Source organism: Brevundimonas mediterranea (assembly GCF_011064825.1).
Lineage (GTDB): Bacteria > Pseudomonadota > Alphaproteobacteria > Caulobacterales > Caulobacteraceae > Brevundimonas > Brevundimonas mediterranea_A.
Genome location: NZ_CP048751.1, coordinates 1,403,082 through 1,419,706 on the forward strand (window position 1 = coordinate 1,403,082; position 16,625 = coordinate 1,419,706).

The following is a 16,625-nucleotide window of genomic DNA, read 5'->3' on the forward strand; positions in this document are numbered from 1 at the left end:
CCGGGTCTTGAACAGGTGAAACCGGCTCAGGCGAACAGGGCGCGATAGCGGCCGGGCGTCAGGCCGTAGATATGACCGAACTCGCGGGTCAGATGGCTCTGGTCGGCATAGCCGCCGAGCGCGGCCAGTTCGGCCAGGTCCACGCCCCGAGCCAGACGGCCCGCGGCGCGATCAGCCCGCGCCTGGCGAATGGCGGCCGCCGGCGAACGGCCGAAATGGCGACGATAGCGGCGCGCCAGTGAAACGGCGTGGACGCCGACGATGCGGGCCACGGTCGCCACCTCCAGCCCTGGCTGATCCGCCAGGTCGTGCAGAACCTCATGGGCCCGCAGCAGCCACTCCGGCGCCGGATCCTCGTTCAGGTCGCCGGGGGTCAGCACCGCCGCCGCCAGATCCAGGGTCAGCCCCTCCATCACGACCGCGTCTCCAGCCGCGAACCGGCCGGCCACCCCGATCAGACGTCGCGCCGCGCCTTCGGCCAGGGCGCCGCGCAACCGCATGGGGTCGCCGCGCCCGGCGCTCTTCGGGGGATCGAAACTGATGGACAGGAAGCGGCCGCCGGCGGCGGTGAAACAGTCGCGATGTTCGACGCCCGGCGGATTCCACACCAGGGCGCCGGGGCCGAAGGCGGCGCCCCTGGGCGTCAGGGGGTCGTGCGCCAGGCTGCAATAGCCGTCGTCGAGCGCCAGGATGAAATGGGCGTCGTCATGGGCGTGAAACACGACGCTCTCGGGCGGACGGTCGGCGATCCACAGGCCGACGCGGAACCCCCCGGCCTCGACCGTCCGCGAGGCGGCGCCGAAGAAGTCGCCCGACGACAGATGTGGTCTGGCCATGAACCGATCCCCGCGCGGCCTCTCCCGCCACGCTTGGCATCATGCGCGGGACTGACGCAAAGAAAAAGGCCCGGAACCTGGGTTCCGGGCCTGTCTCTTTCGATGCTTGCGAACCCGGACCTAGTCCAGGGTGCGCTTGATCTCTTCGACCGTGAAGCACTCGATGTAGTCGCCTTCCTTGATGTCCTGGAAGCCCTGGAACTGCATGCCGCATTCCTGGCCGGCCGTGACTTCGTTGACCTCGTCCTTGAAGCGTTTGAGCGTGTTGAGCACGCCCAGCTCCAGAACCACCACATCGTCGCGGATGATGCGGACGCGGGCGCCCTTGCGGACCACGCCTTCCGACACCCGGCAACCGGCGATCTTGCCGATCTTGGAGATGTCGAACACCTGCAGCACGGCGGCGTTGCCCAGGAAGGTTTCCCGTTGCAGCGGCGCCAGCATGCCGGACAGCACGCCTTTGATATCGTCCAGCAGGTCGTAGATGATCGAATAGTAGCGGATCTCGACGCCCTCGCGCTCGGCCAGATCACGCGCCTGTTTCGACGCACGGACGTTGAAGCCGAGGATCGGCGCGCCGGCCGACTTGGCCAGGTTGACGTCGCTCTCGGTGATGCCGCCGGCGCCGGAATAGACGGTGCGGGCGCGCACCTCGTCGGTGCTCATCTTGTCCAGCGAGCTGACGATGGCTTCGGCCGAACCCTGCACGTCCGCCTTGATGACGACCGGCAGTTCCGAGACCTTCTTGGACTGCAGGCGGGACATCATGTCGACCAGCGACACGGAACCGCCCGAGACCTGGGCCTTTTCGCGCTTCACCCGCTGACGGTATTCGGTCAGCTCGCGGGCGCGGGCTTCGGATTCCACCACGGCGAAGACGTCGCCCGGAGACGGGGCCTCGTCCAGGCCGAGGATCTCGACCGGGACGGACGGACCGGCTTCGGTCAGTTGCTCGTTGCGTTCGTTCAGCAGGGCGCGAACCTTGCCCCACGATCCGCCGGCCACGACGATGTCGCCGCGCTTCAGCGTGCCGCGCTTGATCAGGACGGTGCCGACGGGGCCGCGGCCCTTGTCCAGCTTGGCCTCGATGACCACGCCCTCGGCCGAGCGATCGGCGTTGGCGCGCAGATCCATGACCTCGGCCTGGACCAGGATGGCTTCCAGCAGGCCGTCGAGGTTCATCCGCTCCTTGGCCGAGACCTCGATGATCTGGGTCTCGCCGCCCAGGTTTTCGGCGATGACTTCGTGCTGCAGCAGCTCGTTGACGACCTTCTGAGACGTCGCCCCCGGCTTGTCCATCTTGTTGACCGCGACGATCAGCGGGGCGCCGGCCGCCTTGGCGTGCTGGATGGCCTCGATGGTCTGCGGCATGACGCCGTCGTCGGCGGCCACGACCAGCACCACGATGTCGGTCACATTGGCGCCGCGCGCCCGCATGGCCGAGAAGGCGGCGTGGCCCGGGGTGTCCAGGAAGGTGACCTTCTGGCCGTCGTCCAGGCGCACCTGATAGGCGCCGATATGCTGGGTAATGCCGCCGGCTTCGCCGCCCGCGACGTCGGTGGTGCGCAGGGCGTCCAGCAGCGAGGTCTTGCCGTGGTCGACGTGGCCCATGATGGCCACGACGGGGGCGCGGACATCGGCCGCTTCCGCGTCGTCGGCGTCGCCCAGGAAGCCGAATTCGATGTCGGATTCAGAGACGCGCTTGACCGCCATGCCGAACTCTTCGGCCACCAGTTCGGCGGTGTCGGAGTCGATCACGTCGTTGATCTTCATCATCAGGCCCTGTTTCATCAGGAACTTGATGATGTCGACGCCGCGCACGGCCATCCGGTTGGACAGCTCCTGCACGGTGATGATGTCAGGGATGACCACTTCGCGCGGACGGTTGGGCGCATCGGTCGATCCGCCCTTGCGCTTTTCCTTCTCGCGTTCGCGGGCGCGGCGGACCGAGGCCAGCGAGCGCATGCGCTCGGCGGCGTCGCCGTCGCCGACCACGGACTGGATGGTCATGCGGCCTTCGCGGCGCTTCGGCTCGCCGCGGGTGCGGCTGACCGCCTTGCCGGCGTCGGAGAAACGCTTCTCCCGATCATCGTCGCGACCGACCGGACGGCCGAAGCCGGCGCCGGGGGCGCGGCTGGGGCGGGCCACTTCGGCCTGGGCCGGAGGGGCGTTGGGGGTCGGACGACCGCCAGGACCGGTGCGCGAGCCGCCGGGACGAGCGGCGCCGGGGGCGGGACGCGGGTTCAGGGCCGAATAGCGGACCGGCTCTGCCGGCTTGGCGCCTTGCGGACGACCTGCGCCGCCGGGACCCGGGCGGGCGCCCTGGGGACGGTCGGCTTGCGGACGGTCGGTCTGCGGGCGATCCGTATAGGACCGTTCGCCGCCGCCCATCGCCTGTTCACGGGCCGAACGACCGCCGAAGGCGGGACGCTCGGGGGCCGCGCGCTGCGGATTGCCGGGCTTGGGCACGCGCTGGCCGAAGTTGACCACCGGACGAGCCGGAGCCGCCGGACGGGCCGGAGCGGCGGGCGCCGGGGTCGCGGCGGCCGTCGGCGCAGGCGTCGTGGCAGGCGTCGGGGCGACCGGAGCCGGCGTCGGTGCTGCGGCGACGGGCGCAGCGGGTTTGGGCGCGGGCTTGGCCGGCTGGGGCGCGGCGGCCGTCAGCTTGGCGGCCTGGGCGCGGGCGGCTTCGGCGGCGGCCTGAGCGGCGGCGGCCTCGTCGCGCGCCGCCTGGGCGGCGCGTTCCGTGGCGGCGGCGCGTTCGCGTTCGGCGGCTTCACGCGCGGCCTTCTCGGCGACGGCGGCGCGTTCACGCTCGGCGTTGGCCTGGGTCGCGACGGCGATGGCGCGACGACGGGCTTCCTGCTCCTCAGGCGACAGGGCGCCGCCGACGGGTTGCGACGTGCGCTGACCCTGCGGGCGGTTCTGCGACGACGACTGCTGCGGACGCGCCACGTCGAAGCCCTGCGGGCGTTGCGGCCCGCCGGCGCCGGGTCGACGCTTGGTCTCGACCACCACCGTCTTGGACCGCCCGTGGCTGAAGCTCTGCTTGACGGTCCCGGTCGGGACCGATCCCACAACGCGCGGCTTCAGGCTCAGCGGGGCGCGCGGCCCCGTCTGGGACGGCGTGCCGCCCTGATTGCCCTGGCTCGCACCTTGGCCCGAACCCTGGCCTTGGTTGGTCTTGTCGTTTTCGTCGCTCATCCGGTCGCTTTACTAGGGGCGGAAAATCCCGCCGTCGTCTCAATGCACATGAACGACCGTGAGCCCGTCTCCGCCCTTGGAGACAGGCCCTCGGCCGCCAAAATCCTCAGCTCGCCCCACCTTTATCAAGGTCAGTCGGGGTTGCTCCCGCCGATCCGTCCCCGTCCCTGGGAATATCCCAGTGAGCGGGGCGAAGCGGCCGAAATCCAGCCAGTCGTTCGACCTCCATGGTCCAACGCTCGGCCCTTCCGCCCGCAAGCAGGACGGCGTGTATCGCATTTTCCAGCCCAAGGGCCAAACTCAAATCGTCCACAGTGAACGCGCCGCAGACTTTCGCGGTCTGATGGCGGGCCAGGGCGAGGATTTTGCCACGCCCGTCGGCCGAGCCGTCGGCGGCCTCGATCACCCAGGCGACCTTGCCGGCCCGCAGATTGGCGGCGGACTTTTCGAAGCCAGAGATAAGCACGCCTTCGCGCCGGGCAAGACCCAGCTGGTCGAGACAGCGCCGGAACAGCAGCCGTTCGACGATATCGGCCAGGTCGGCCGGGGCGGTCAGCTTCATCTTGGCGGCGCGGGTGAAGCCGTTCTTCTTGACCGCCGTCTCGATCGACGTGCGGCTGGCTTCGACCCACAGGCCGCGGCCGGGCAGTTTCCTGCCCAGGTCGGGAACCACCTGGCCATCGGGCCCGGCGACGAAACGGATCAGGCGAGATTCGTCCATGACCTCGTGAGAGACGAGGTCCCGGCGTTCCCGATCAATCGTTGCGTCGCGCAAGCTCATATGTGGCCAGGTCTCCCATCACGCGTTCGACGGTTCGGAGTCGTCCTCGGCGAGGACCTCCGCATCGTCGGAAGCGTCGTCTGAACCGTCGGCGTCGGCTTCGGTTTCAGCCGGCGCGTCGCCGAACACCTGGTCCGGGTCGTATTCGCCGTCGGCGAAGTCTTCCTCGGCCTCTTCCGGCGCAGGCTGCGGCAGTTCCGAGGCGTCGATCCAGCCGGCGGCCACACGGGCCTGCAGGATCAGCATTTCGGCGTCTTCCTGGGCCAGGTTGAAGCTTTCCAGCACGCCGGGGACCTTGACCCGTTCGCCGTTCTTCACTTCGTAGCCGCCGCGGATCTCGTCGGTGGCCAGGTCGGCCAGGTCCTCGACGGTCTTGACCCCGCCTTCGCCCAGGGCGACGGCCATGGCCAGGGTCACGCCCGGCACCTGCAGCACGCCGTCCTCGACGCCCAGTTCGACGCGCTTGGCGTCCAGCTCGGCGGCCTTGCGGTCCAGGAAGTCGCGGGCGCGGGCCTGCAGCTCCTCGGCGGTCTCCTCGTCGAAGCCTTCGATCTCCGAGACTTCATAGGGGTCGACATAGGCCAGGTCTTCGATCGTGGCGAAGCCTTCGGTGACCAGCAGCTGGGCGATGACTTCGTCCACGTCCAGGGCTTCCTGGAACAGGCCGGTGCGCTCGCTGAACTCGCGCTGGCGACGCTCAGAGTCCTGGGACTCGGTGATGATGTCGATCTGCCAGCCGGTCAGCTGGCTGGCCAGGCGCACGTTCTGGCCGCGACGGCCGATGGCCAGCGACAGCTGTTCGTCGGGCACGACCACTTCCACGCGGCCGGCTTCTTCGTCGAGCACGACCTTGGAGACTTCGGCCGGGGCCAGGGCGTTGACGATGAAGGTCGGCTCATCCGGGTTCCACTGGATGATGTCGATCTTCTCGCCTTGCAGTTCGGCGACGACCGCCTGAACGCGCGAGCCGCGCATCCCGACGCAGGCGCCGACCGGATCGATCGAGCTGTCGTTCGACAGGACGGCCATCTTGGCGCGCGAGCCCGAGTCACGGGCCGCGGCGCGGATCTCGATCACGCCGTCATAGACTTCCGGCACTTCCTGGGCGAACAGCTTGGCCATGAAGCCGGGGTGGGCGCGCGACAGCATGACCTGCGGGCCCTTGGCCTCGGGCCGGACGTCGTAGATGTAGGTGCGGATCCGGTCGCCGATGTTGAACACTTCGCGCGGGATGGACTGGTCGCGGCGCATGACGCCCTCGCCCCGGCCCAGGTCGACGATGGTGTTGCCGTATTCGACGCGCTTGACCGTGCCGTTGACGATCTCGCCGACGCGATCCTTGAACTCTTCGTACTGGTTGGCGCGCTCGGCCTCGCGGACCTTTCCGGTCACGACCTGACGGGCCATCTGGGTCTGGACGCGGCCGAACTCGAACGGCGGCAGGGTCTCGACATATTCCTTGCCGACCACGGCTTCCGGGTCGCGCTTCAGGGCGTCCTTCAGGCGCACCATGGCGCTGTCGTTGAACTCTTCCAGCTCGTCTTCCGGCTGCCAGTCGTCCTCGACGATGGTGACGTGACGGGTCAGGGCCAGCTCGCCGGTCTTGTGGTCGATCTTGGCGCGGATGTCGTGGTGGGCGCCGTAACGCGACTTGGCGCCCTTCTGGATCGCCTCCTCGATCGCCTCGATGACGACTTCGCGTTCGATGTTCTTTTCGCGGGCCACGGCCTCGGCGATCTGCAGCAGTTCGAGGCGGTTGGCGGAAATACCGGTGACGGCCATCAGGCGTTGTCCTCAGAAGGGGTCGTGGTGTCGGTTGTCAAATCGGCGGCCTCACCTTCCGGCAGGCCGTCGTCTTCAGGTTCGCCGCGCGCGGCGCGAATGGCGGCGCCCCGTTTCATCAGGGCGTCGGTCAGGACCAGTTTCGCATCGCTCAACCAGTCGAAGGGGATCAGGGCGGTCTCGTCCTCGCCGTCCAGGTCGATCAGGACATTGCCGTCCTCATAGCCGGCCAGCACGCCCTTGAAGCGCTTGCGGCCCTCGATCATCCGGTCCGTCTCCAGCCGCGCCTCCTCGCCCTCGAACAGGTCGAAGTCGAGCGGACGGGTCAGGGGGCGGTCGATGCCGGGCGATGAGACTTCCAGCATATATTCGCCGGCGATGGGGTCGGCGGCGTCGAACACCTCCGACACGGCGCGGCTCAGCTTGGCGCATTGTTCGACCGAGATGTCGTGGTCGGACGGGCGCTCGGCCATGATCTGCAGGCGCTGGCGCTTGGAGCCGGTCATCAGGCGGACGCGCACGACCTCGAGGCCCAGCGACTCCGCAATGGGGTCGATCAGCTCGAGCAGTTGGCGGTCCTGGGCGGTTCTTGCGCGCAAGCGGCGATTATCCAAAACAAAAGCGGCGGTCCGTCCGGGCCGCCGCTTGGAACGACGCCGTTGGACGCCGGTCTAACGATGTGGAGGGCCATATAGGCGTTTCACATTCGCTTGTCAGCCCTTTTCGCAGGGCCTCATGCATCGACGGCCTTTCGTAGCACCTCATTGATCCGCGCCTGCCAGCCGGGACCCGAGGCGCGCCACCGCTCCAGCACGTCGCGATCCAGCCGCAGGGACACATGCGCCTTGGTCACCTCCGACTTGGGACGCCCCCGCGTCAGCGTGCCCGTCGCCGGGCGCACGACCTTGTCGCCCTTGCTAACTTCAGCCCGCGCAAACACCTCGGGCGACCAGGGCGGCGCCTCATCGGGATCGTCCCAATTCGGCGAGGTAGAAATCTCTTTCCGGGCCATTGCACTTCCTCATGGAGATGATGCGCCGCCCCGCGTCTCGGGGCGTCCACACGACCATCACGACGACGCCGTCGAGCAGGCCCATCGTCTGCAACCGTCGCTCGCCATAGTCGCGACGGTCGTCCTCGACGGTGAGACAGTCTCCCGCGAACATCCGACCGGCGTCGCGGAAGTCCAGCTCCCGCGCCTCAAGGGTCTGGAGCCGCTTGGCTTCGTCATAGCTGATCTTCACGACAGCCGACCCATCTTATCCCGTGTGATCGACCGGCCGCCGCCTTGGTTGATTTAATGTAGCACAAAAAATCAGGGCGTCAATTTTGACGGCGAAGCCCTCAGATCAAGGCCAGCCGCCCCAGATAATCCATCTTGCTCAACGGCACGCCTTCCTTGCGCAGGATGGCGTAGGCGGTCGTGACGTGGAAATGGAAGTTCGGCAGGACGAAGCTGGTCAGATAGCCCAGGCCGTCGAAATTCATCTCGCGGCTGGGCGTCTTCAGCGTCACCGGCCGGGTCTCGGCCCCGGCGAAGGCGGCGGGGTCCACGCCCTCGATGAAGGCGATGGTGCGGGCGATCCGGTCCTTCAGTTCCGCGAAACTCGTCTCCGTGTCGGCCATGGCCGGGTTGTCGACGCCGGCCAGCCGCGCCACGGCGCCCTTGGCCGAGTCCGACGCCAGCTGAACCTGGGCGGGCAGAGGCCGCATGTCCTCGTGAAGCCGGGCCTGGATCAGGACGGCTTCGTCAAACCCCTCCGCCAAGGCCTTGTCCAGAAAACCGGACAGGTTGGTCAGGCCGCGCACGAGGATGGGCGAGGCGACGTCGTAGATCGAGAGGGTCATTCCAGGGATCCGGCCAGGGCTTTGGTGAGGAGGCCATAGCTGGGCGGTTCATCGCCGCGGCGCCAGCCCCCCGCTCCACCTCCGGCCCTAGAATTCTTCCCAGCCCTCCGAAGCAGGTGCGGCCTGGGGTGCGGCCTCGACCTTCAGCGCCGCGCCGCCGCGACCGAGAGTCTTCAGGGCGGCGACCATATGGTTCGAACGGGCGGGAGCCGGGGCGCCGGGCCTCGACGCCGCGCGGGGCGCGGGCGCGGGGGCGAGGGCCGACGCGGTTTCGCCGACCTTGAACTGGGCCACCGAGGCCTGCAGGGTCTCGGCCTCCTGGGCCAGCGAATGGCTGGCGGCGGTCGACTGCTCGACCATGGCGGCGTTCTGCTGGGTGACCTGGTCCATCTGGTTCACCGCCGTATTGACCTGGGCCAGGCCGACGGCCTGTTCCTGGGCCGAGGCGGCGATCTCCGACACCAGGCCGTCGATCTCGGCGACCCGGTCCACGATCCGTTGCAGGGCCTCGCCGGTCTGACCGACCAGTTTCACGCCCGAACCGACCTGATGGGTCGAGGCCGAGATCAGGGTCTTGATCTCCTTCGCCGCCTCGGCCGAACGCTGGGCCAGGGCGCGAACCTCGGACGCCACCACCGCAAAGCCACGCCCGGCCTCGCCCGCCCGCGCCGCCTCGACCCCGGCGTTCAGGGCCAGCAGATTGGTCTGGAAGGCGATTTCGTCGATCACGCCGATGATCTGGTTGATCTGCGCCGAAGACCCCTCGATCGCGTGCATGGCCGAGACGGCGTCGCGGACGATGACGCCCGAGGTTTCGGCGTCGCCCTTGGCCGACTGGACCACGTCCGAGGCCTGACGCGCGCCCGAGGCGGTCTTGTTCACCGTGGCGGTGATCTCGTCCAGGGCGGCCGCCGTTTCCTCCAGGCTGGCCGCCTGTTGTTCGGTGCGGCGCGACAGGTCGTCGGCAGCCTGCGAAATCTCGCCGGCGCCCGAGCGGATGCCGGCCACATTGCCCAGGACCACGCCCATGGCCTGCTGCAGCTGGGCGATGGCGGTGTTGAAATCGGTCTTCAGCTTGGCGTAGTCGCCGGGGAAATCATGAGTGATGCTGTAGGTCAGGTCGCCGCGCGTCAGGTGTTCCAGACCCTCGCCCAGGGCCGCGACCACGGTCGCCTGTTCGCGGGCCAGGGCGTCCGCCGCGCGCTGGTTGCGGGCCCGCTCCTCGTCCGACTGGTTGCGCAGGGCCGCGCCCTCGGCCTCCAGCTGCATCTTCTCGATGGCGGCGTCGCGGAAGGCGATCAGGGCGACGCCCATCTTGCCCAGTTCGTCCTTGCGTTGGGCGTGGGGCACGTCGATCGTGGTGTCGCCGGCCGACAGCCGCCCCATCCGGTCGCCCATGCCCGACAGGGCGCCGACGATGGACCGCGCCACGACAAGGCCGGCGGCCAGGGCGGCGATGGTCGCCACCGCGATGGCGATCAGGGTGGTCAGCGCCGCCGCATCGACCTTTTGCGAGGCCTGCGCCGACTCCTCGGCGGTCAGTTCGACCTTGGCGTTGGTGAAGGCGGTCAATTTCGGGATCAGATCCGCCATTCTGGCGTCCATCTCGGTCAGCACGGGGCGCCCCGCCACCGCGTCATTGGCCAGGCCCAGCTCGACGGACCGCGCGGCCAGGGCGCGGACTTCGTTCAAGGGGCCGCGGAAGCCCTCGATCTCGTCCTTCCAGTGCGGCGCGATGGATTCCGCCTCCGCCAGCAAGGTCTCGATCGTCTCGATTTCCACCTTCGTCTGATCGGCCGCCTGGCGCGCCTCGGCCGAGGCCCCGTCATAGACGAAGACCTTGTAGGTGTCGTAGCCCAGGCCCTGAAGGGTCCGGTTGACCCGGATCATCCTCACCAGGGCGACGTTGTCCACATCGACCAGCCGGCTGTAGTCGGCGTCGATCTTCTTCATCTCCCAGGCGCTGTAGGCGGCGCCCCCCAGCCCCACCAGGGCCAGCAGGACCAGGGGCACGATGATCTTCACGGCGATCTTCGTATCGGACAGGATCTTGTTCAAGGCCATCTCCAGGCGCCAAAGCACGGACAGGATTCAAGGATCTTGAACCCTGGCTTCAGGCGCTCCGCTGGGCTTGCGGTCCCGGAAGAACGGACACTCCAGTCCCCAGAAGCGACACAGGGGTGAAACCTGAAACCTGTGCGACTGTGGCGTCCCGGATCGGGACGAATCGTAAACGCGGCGTTAGGGCAAACTACATATACCGCCGATCCCTCAGCGGCGGCCTGCGCCTACGACGTCAGAACTCTTCCCAACCTTCGGACTCGACCTGAGGCTTGGGCGCCGCGCCGCCACGACCGACGGTCTTCAGCGCCTGAACCAATTGGCGGGCCGGCCCCGCGCGCGCCGGCGTCGGCGAGGCGACCGGCGCGGCGCCGCTCGTCCCGACCTTGAACTGGGCCACCGAGGCTTGCAGAGACTGGGCTTCCTGCGACAACGAATGGCTGGCGGCGGTCGACTGTTCGACCATCGCGGCGTTTTGCTGCGTCACCTGGTCCATCTGGTTCACGGCCGTATTGACCTCGGCCAGGCCGATGGCCTGTTCCTGGGCCGAGGCCGCGATTTCCGACACCAGGCCGTCGATCTCGGCGACCCGGTCCACGATCCGCTGCAGGGCCTCGCCGGTCTGACCGACCAGTTTGACGCCCGAGCCGACCTGGTGGGTCGAGGTCGAGATCAGGGTCTTGATTTCTTTCGCCGCCTCGGCCGAACGCTGGGCCAGGGCCCGGACTTCGGAGGCCACCACCGCAAAGCCGCGACCGGCTTCGCCGGCCCGCGCCGCCTCGACCCCGGCGTTCAGGGCCAGCAGATTGGTCTGGAAGGCGATCTCGTCGATGACGCCGATGATCTGGCTGATCTGCTCGGACGAGCCTTCGATGGCCTGCATGGCCTGGACGGCGTCGCGGACGATGACGCCCGAGGTCTCGGCGTCGCCCTTGGCCGCCTGAACCACGTCGGAAGCCTGGCGGGCGCCCGAGGCGGTCTTGTTGACCGTGGCCGTGATCTCGTCCAGCGCAGCGGCGGTCTCTTCCAGCCCCGCCGCCTGTTGTTCGGTGCGGCGCGACAGGTCGTCGGCGGCCTGCGAAATCTCGCCGGCGCCCGAGCGGATGCCGGCGATATTGGCCACCACCACCGCGACGGCCTGCTGCAGTTGGGCGATGGCGGCGTTGAAGTCGGTCTTCAACTGCGCCGCCTTGGGCGCGAACTCGGCCTCGATCCGATAGGTCAGATCGCCGTCAGCCATGGCCGACAGGCCCTGGCCCAGGGCTGCGATGGTGACGCGGTCGGCTTCGGCCTCGGCGGCCTTCTCGGCCTCGCGCGCGGCCCGTTCCTGTTCGCTCATCGAGCGTTGCGACAGGGTCTCGGCCTCCAGCCGGTCCTTCTCGATGGCGGCGTCGCGGAAGATCGCCAGGGCCGAGGCCATCTTGCCGATCTCGTCGCCGCGCTTGACGCCGGGAATCTCGGAGGTCTTGTCGCCGTCCGCCAGGCCGCGCATGCGCCGCTCCAGCGCCACCACCGGGGCCGACACGGACCGGCCGATGAACCAACCCGTCGCCCCGACCGCCAGCAGCACCAGCAGGGCCATGGAGCCCAGGGCCAGGGCCGCCTTGCCCACGGCCGCCGCGATCTGGTCGGTATAGACGCCCGAGCCGATCACCCAGCCCCAGGGGGCGAAGCCCTTCACATAGGAAATCTTGGGCGAGGCCCCGTCCTGGTTCGGCTTGGCCCACTGATAGTTGACGAAGCCCTCGCCGTCCTTCTGAACCACGGCGACGAATTCCTTGAACATCAGCACGCCGTCGGCGTCCTTGTTCTCGCTCACGTCCTTGCCGTTCAGCGCCGGCTTCATCGGGTGCATCACCATGGTGGGATGCATGTCGTTGATCCAGAAATAGTCGTCGGCGCCGTAACGCATGGCCCCGACGGCGGCCTTGGCGGCGGTCTGGGCCTGATCGCGCGTCAACCGGCCGGCCGCCTCCTCGCCCTGATAATAGGCGACCACGCTGTGGGCGATCTCGACGCCCTTCTTCGTGCGGTCGGCGATCTCGTCGCGCATCACCGCATCCAGCCGCATCAGGGAAAGACCGGTCACGAGCAACAGGCCCGCCATGGTCACAAGAGCGAGGAGATTGATCCGCCCGCCTATCGTCAGCGTCTTCATGGTCCCGTTCCCTAATACTATTTGAGACCATCCCTAACAAAGTTCGTTAAACACCCGTCTATAAGCCGAATAAGTAAGAATGCGTATGCCGTAAGGTCAGGATTTTCTGCGGTATTCCAGGAAAATCGGCGCCGTGTCCCCCAGCCGCTTCTCTTCATAACGGGTGACGACGTGGTCCGCCGGAGGAACGAACCAGTCCTGATCCGCCGCCCCGATCCGCTCCAGCCCGGGCGTCCGCTCCAGCCGCTCCAGCGTCCATTCGGCGTAGTCGCGCCAGTCGGTGACGAACCGCAGCGTGCCGCCCGGCTTCAGGATGCGGGCGAAGGCCTGGGCCGTCTCGTCCTGCAACAGGCGGCGCTTGTTGTGCCGCGCCTTGTGCCAGGGGTCGGGGAACAGGATCAGCACCCGGTCGACCGAGGCGTCCGGCAGGGCGTCGACCAGGTCGCGCGCGTCGTCGGCGTGGATGCGGACATTCTTCAGGCCGCCCTCCTCGACATGGCGCAGGGCCGAGGCCACCCCGTTCAGGAAGGGTTCGCAGCCGATCACCAGGGCGTCGGGCCGCGTCGCCGCCTGGGCCGCCATATGCTCCCCCCCGCCGAACCCGATCTCCAGCCACACCTCGACCGCCTCGGGCATCATCGCCTTCGGGTCCAGCGGACCGGCCTTGGGATCGGGCACGGCGATTTCGGGCAGTAGCGTCTCCATCAGCGCCGCCTGTCGCGGCTTGATCGGCCGCGCCTTGATCCGGCCGAACGACCGCAGCGGCCGGTCGAGATGGGGGTTTTCGTCGTCGTTCATGCGCGTGCCGTTAGCGGTCCCAGGCCGGAGCGTCCAGAGAGTCTCACCTCCCCGTTCGCGAAGGCGAACGGGGAGGACCGGTCGCGCCAGCGACCAGGAGGGGGCGACTCCGTCCTATCCCGCGTCTCGTCGCGCCCGCACCACCGCCAGGACGAAGCCCAGCACACCCTCGTGTTCGTCTTTCACATGGATCGCTCGCACGCGGACAACCTTCACGCCGCGCTCCCCCAGCCGCACAACTCAAAGAACATCGAAATCTTTTGACGCCTCCGCCGGATGACCCTCCTATGACGGTCGCAAGACACGTCGGGCTGGCGTGTCAGTGGGGAAAAGGGGATCTGATGATCGGACATCATCTGCGGGGCGTCAGCCTCGCGGCCATAGGCTTTGCTATGCTCGGCCTGTCAGCCTGCGCCACGACCGGCGCGGAATCGGAAACGGCGGCGCCGTCCAAGGACAAGACCCTGGCCGCCGGCCTGGATCCGGCGACCACGCTGAACCCCTATCCGTCCACCTATCAACCGTTGCCGCGCGAGAATTTCGCCGTGGTCGGCGCGACTGTCCTGACTGGCGCGGACCGCAAGATCGAAAACGGCGTGGTCGTGGTGACCGACGGCAGGATCGCCGCCGTCGGCGACGCCTCCACCCCCGTCCCCGCCGGCTATCGCGTGATCGAGGCGCGCGGCCGCTATGTCACCCCCGGCGTCATCGACGTCCACAGCCACCTGGGCGTCTATCCGTCCCCCGGCGTGCAGGGCATGAGCGACGGCAACGAGGCGACCAGCCCGAACACCGCCCAGGTCTGGGCCGAACATTCGCTGTGGCCTCAGGATCCGGGCTTCAACACCGCCCGCGCCGGCGGCGTCACCACGCTTCACATCCTGCCCGGCTCGGCCAATCTGTTCGGCGGCCGGGGCGTGACCATCCGCAACACGCCCTCGATCACCATGCAGGGCATGAAGTTCCCGGACGCCCCCTATACGATCAAGATGGCCTGCGGCGAGAACCCCTCGCGGGTCTATGGCTCGCGCAACCAGAGCCCGGCGACCGGCATGGGCAATATGGCCGGCTACCGCGCCGCCTTCATCGCCGCGCGCGACTACAAGGCCAAGTGGGACAAGTGGCGCGAGACCGGCGAGGGCGCGGCCCCGACCCGCAATCTGCAGAACGAGACCCTGGTCGGGGTGCTGGACGGGTCGATCCTGATCCAGAACCACTGCTACCGCGCCGACGAGATGGCCATGATGATCGATATGGCCAAGGAGTTCGGCTACCGGATCACCACCTTTCACCACGCCACCGAGGCCTACAAGCTGGCCCCGCAACTGGCCGCCAACGGCATCTGCGCGGCCATGTGGACCGGCTGGTGGGGCTTCAAGATGGAGGCCCTGGACGCCATTGAGGAGAACGCCGCCCTGGTGGATGCGCAACAGGGCTCGTGCGCCGTCATCCACTCCGACGACGCCGAACTGACTCAACGGTTGAATCAGGAGGCCGCCGCCGCCCTGTCGGCCGGTCGCCGCGCCGGACTGAACATCTCGGAAGAACACGCCATCGGCTGGATCACCTCCAACGCCGCCAAGGCCATCGGCATCGCCGACCAGACCGGCTCGCTGGAGGCCGGCAAACGCGCCGATGTGGTGATCTGGAGCGCCGATCCCTTCTCGATCTACGCCCGCGCCGATCAGGTCTTCATCGACGGCGCCCTGACCTTCGACCGGACCAACCCCGCCTATCAGCCGACCAGCGACTTCGAGCTGGGCCAGCCGGGCTATGGCCTGACCGCCGCCAACGTCGCCGAAGGAGCCCGCTGATGCGTCTGTCCCACATCCTCGCGGGCGCCGTCGCGGCCCTGTCTCTCGCCGCCCCGGCTCTCGCCCAGGACACCGTGGCCATCGTCGGCGGCCGTATCCTGACCGGAACCTCGGTCATCGAAAACGGAACCGTCGTCATCCGTGACGGCAAGATCGTCTCGGTCGGCGCCGGCGCAGTCCCGTCCGGCGCCCGCGTCATCGATGCGACCGGCAAGGTGGTCGCCCCCGGCTTCGTCGCCGTCGATTCCGGTCTCGCCGGGACCGAGGTCGGCGCCGTCGGCGGCACCAACGAACTGCGCAACAGCGCCAACACCCTCAGCGCCGCCTTCGACATCTCCTACGGCCTGGACCCCTGGTCCTTCACCCTGCCGGTGGCGCGTCTGGGCGGCATCACCCGCGCCGTGGTCGTGCCCCAGCACCCCGGCTCGTCCGGCGGCCATGTGCATGAGGACGAGACGGCCGGCGCCGGCGACGGCGGCTATCAGACGCCCGGCCTGTTCGCGGGCCAGGCGGCCATCATCGACCTGGGTCAGGACGCCGACATCCTGGTCAAGCCGCGCGTGGCCATGGTCGCCCCGTTCGGCGAGGCCGGCGCCGACATCGCCGGCGGCGCCCGCGGCGCCCAGTTCGTCCTGTTCAAGGAGACCATGGCCGAGGTCCGCCTCTACGCCCGCAACAAGTCGGCCTATGAGCGGGCGGGCCTGCGCGACCTCAGCCTGTCGCGCGCGGACCTGGAGGCCCTGATCCCGGTCGCTGACGGCTCCATGCCCCTGATCGTCAGCGTCCACCGGGCGTCCGACATCCAGCAGGTGCTGCGTCTGGCGCGCGAGGAAGGGATCAAGCTGATCCTGGACGGCGCCGAAGAGGGCTGGCTGGTCGCCGGCGAGATCGCGGCGGCGGGCGTGCCCGTGTTGCTGAACCCCATCTCCAACCTGCCCAGCGATTTCGAGATGCGGGCGGCGCGGATGGAGAATGCGGCGGCCCTGAACGCGGCCGGGGTGGTCATCGCCATCAAGGGCAACGAGGGTTCGACCCACCGCGCCCGCGAAGCCCGCTACAACGCCGGCAACGCCGTCTCGCACGGCCTGCCTTACGGCGCCGCCATCGCCGCCCTGACGGTCAATCCGGCCAGGATCTTCGGCATGGCCGGACAGTTCGGCCAGATCGCGCCGGGCGCCGCCGCCGACGTCGTGGTCTGGTCCGGCGATCCGCTGGAGCCGCTCAGCCAGCCCTCGGCCGTCTTCATCGACGGGGTCGAGCAACCGTTGACCAGCCGCGCCCTGCTGCTGCGCGACCGTTATCGCCAACAGACGCCGATGCCGCCGGCCTATCGCAACTGACGG

13 protein-coding genes are annotated in these 16,625 nt (G+C 68.5%); 2 read left to right on the top strand and 11 right to left on the bottom strand.

Annotation, left to right across the window (positions count from 1 at the left end; genetic code table 11):
• Nucleotides 1-26: 26 nt before the first annotated feature.
• The 11 genes from GYM46_RS06845 to trmB form a co-directional block, all read right to left on the bottom strand.
• Entirely contained in the window at nt 27-836 is an 810-nt protein-coding gene (locus GYM46_RS06845; protein ID WP_008259275.1) for a helix-turn-helix domain-containing protein, read from the bottom strand.
• A 120-nt stretch (nt 837-956) separates the two neighbouring features.
• The gene (gene infB, locus GYM46_RS06850) at nt 957-4,040 is read right to left on the bottom strand and encodes a translation initiation factor IF-2 (RefSeq protein WP_164952633.1); all 3,084 of its coding nucleotides are present in this window, start codon (nt 4,038-4,040) and stop codon (nt 957-959) included.
• A gap of 106 nt (nt 4,041-4,146) precedes the next feature.
• Nucleotides 4,147-4,821: an RNA-binding protein gene (locus GYM46_RS06855; protein WP_008264043.1), complete on the bottom strand. Its 675-nt coding sequence runs from the start codon at nt 4,819-4,821 to the stop codon at nt 4,147-4,149.
• Nucleotides 4,822-4,839: 18 nt separating this feature from the next.
• Nucleotides 4,840-6,603 carry a transcription termination factor NusA gene (gene nusA / locus GYM46_RS06860; protein ID WP_008259982.1) on the bottom strand — a complete coding sequence of 588 codons (1,764 nt, stop codon included), beginning with the start codon at nt 6,601-6,603 and terminating at the stop codon, nt 4,840-4,842.
• Complete coding sequence (gene rimP, locus GYM46_RS06865; protein WP_008260793.1) at nt 6,603-7,202, bottom strand: ribosome maturation factor RimP; 600 nt, start codon at nt 7,200-7,202, stop codon at nt 6,603-6,605. Before rimP ends, nusA begins: the two co-directional genes overlap by 1 nt.
• 134 nt (nt 7,203-7,336) lie before the next feature.
• A complete protein-coding gene (locus GYM46_RS06870) occupies nt 7,337-7,615 on the bottom strand; it encodes a BrnA antitoxin family protein (RefSeq protein ID WP_008261343.1) in 279 nt (92 codons plus the stop codon).
• On the bottom strand, nt 7,566-7,847 hold the full coding sequence (locus GYM46_RS06875) for a BrnT family toxin (RefSeq protein ID WP_008259291.1): 282 nt from the start codon (nt 7,845-7,847) through the stop codon (nt 7,566-7,568). The genes GYM46_RS06870 and GYM46_RS06875 overlap by 50 nt, the downstream gene beginning before the upstream one ends.
• Before the next feature lie 100 nt (nt 7,848-7,947).
• Nucleotides 7,948-8,451 carry a DUF1993 domain-containing protein gene (locus tag GYM46_RS06880; protein ID WP_008264161.1) on the bottom strand — a complete coding sequence of 168 codons (504 nt, stop codon included), beginning with the start codon at nt 8,449-8,451 and terminating at the stop codon, nt 7,948-7,950.
• Nucleotides 8,452-8,538: 87 nt separating this feature from the next.
• Nucleotides 8,539-10,515, bottom strand: coding sequence for a methyl-accepting chemotaxis protein (locus GYM46_RS06885; RefSeq protein ID WP_008262972.1), 1,977 nt, complete (start codon nt 10,513-10,515; stop codon nt 8,539-8,541).
• 232 nt (nt 10,516-10,747) lie between these two features.
• A complete protein-coding gene (locus tag GYM46_RS06890) occupies nt 10,748-12,670 on the bottom strand; it encodes a methyl-accepting chemotaxis protein (protein WP_008260615.1) in 1,923 nt (640 codons plus the stop codon).
• 96 nt (nt 12,671-12,766) lie between these two features.
• On the bottom strand, nt 12,767-13,468 hold the full coding sequence (trmB, locus tag GYM46_RS06895) for a tRNA (guanosine(46)-N7)-methyltransferase TrmB (RefSeq protein WP_008261127.1): 702 nt from the start codon (nt 13,466-13,468) through the stop codon (nt 12,767-12,769).
• A gap of 341 nt (nt 13,469-13,809) precedes the next feature.
• On the opposite strand from trmB, the gene GYM46_RS06900 reads away from it, so the two are divergent.
• Nucleotides 13,810-15,282, top strand: coding sequence for an amidohydrolase (locus GYM46_RS06900; protein WP_008258681.1), 1,473 nt, complete (start codon nt 13,810-13,812; stop codon nt 15,280-15,282).
• Nucleotides 15,282-16,622 carry an amidohydrolase family protein gene (locus tag GYM46_RS06905; protein ID WP_008260969.1) on the top strand — a complete coding sequence of 447 codons (1,341 nt, stop codon included), beginning with the start codon at nt 15,282-15,284 and terminating at the stop codon, nt 16,620-16,622. The genes GYM46_RS06900 and GYM46_RS06905 overlap by 1 nt, the downstream gene beginning before the upstream one ends.
• Nucleotides 16,623-16,625: the final 3 nt, after the last annotated feature.